This window comes from Johannesbaptistia floridana (assembly GCF_057440575.1).
The window spans coordinates 1-1,344 of the sequence record NZ_JALKVM010000332.1; the positions used below are offsets into that span (position 1 = coordinate 1).

1 protein-coding gene is annotated in these 1,344 nt (G+C 34.2%); it reads right to left on the reverse strand.

All coding sequences use genetic code 11. From position 1 onward, the window contains the following. Window positions 1–49 precede the first annotated feature (49 nt). Window positions 50–1,237, reverse strand: a complete 1,188-nt coding sequence (locus tag MW688_RS18820) for a restriction endonuclease subunit S (protein ID WP_486737550.1) — start codon at window positions 1,235–1,237, stop codon at window positions 50–52. Between the last annotated feature and the right edge of the window lie 107 nt (window positions 1,238–1,344).

Sequence of the window (1,344 nt, forward strand, 5' to 3'; positions counted from 1 at the left end):
TATATGTTGGGTTGCACGACCTTTAACCCAACCTACTGGCTACTGGCTTTCATAGTTCGCCCCGAAAGGCTTTTTGTAGTAGAGAGTTGAAGAGGTTATCAGAAATATCTTTATGAGTATATTTATTCACTTGTAATTTACATATATTTTCTCTTAATTGTCTATATTTAAGCTGAAGATTTAAAGGTGGAACTGGTATAAGAAAATTTTTGATTTTTTTAAGAGTTAATCTTGTAATTGCTGCACCAGCAAGCTGTGTTAAATTTTGTTTTTTTACATTTTCACTATTAAACCAGTCACACAGATATTCACTAGTCAAATTTTCACCAACTTTTAATAACGCTAGACTAGAGAGCATACTGAATTCAAATTCATAATTGTTTATTGCCGCTAAACCAGTCGTGACTCCATCTTTTATATATAAAACGTCTCCTTTTTGTGGATTACAGCGTGTATATATTTTTTTGTGTTCTTCTTTGGAGACAAACCAAGGATTGGAAAAAAAATCTAATCCAGAAGTTTTTAAATGCTTTGCTGTTATGTATGGAATACCTTGGCTAACTATTGGAGGTGAATGATGTGTTCCATCTGTTATTTTTTTACAGACTTTTGATAATTCAGTAACCTCCCACCCCTTAGGATTAGTAACAGGATCGCCAAACATCTCCAAAAAGAGCGATCGCAATAACTCTTCAGTTAAGTTTATTGCCTCTTGGCGCTTGCGTCGAATTTCATCAGCTTTATCTAGTATTGCTGCAATGCGTTTTTGTTCTTCTAGGGGAGGTAGGGGTATTCTAAATTTTTCAACAATACTTTTAGATACTTCTTTAAAAGTTGTTCCTACTCCAAGTGCTTCTATCTGTTTAGCATATTTACGCATACACCAATATAGATAATTTGAGTTGACGAATTCTTTCGGAATTAAACTTTTAAAACCTTGATTAGTACACATTGCTTTTCCTGCAATTGCCACATAACCTATAGGCGCTCTTGAACTAAATAAAATTGAGCCTTTTGGTAATAAAGTTGTTGAACAACTATCATATCCTGCTTGGGTAATCTTTTCTGATGACTCATTTAAAATTGGATTATCTAAATTACTTAAGTCTTTTGGAGTTACCCAACTTATATGGCCATTTTCCCAAAATTCTGGTTTATTTCTTTTAGGAGTTGAACCAGATACAACCTTGCAGCATTTTCCGATTTCTTCTAATGGCCAATCAGATAATTGATTCATCCCAACATCGCCTCCAACGCCTGTAAATTCTCTCTTATTTCATCCTCTAGATACATCAACTGCTGCAAAATCACCCTCAAAGACTCCTACTCCTTATAGGGATTGAT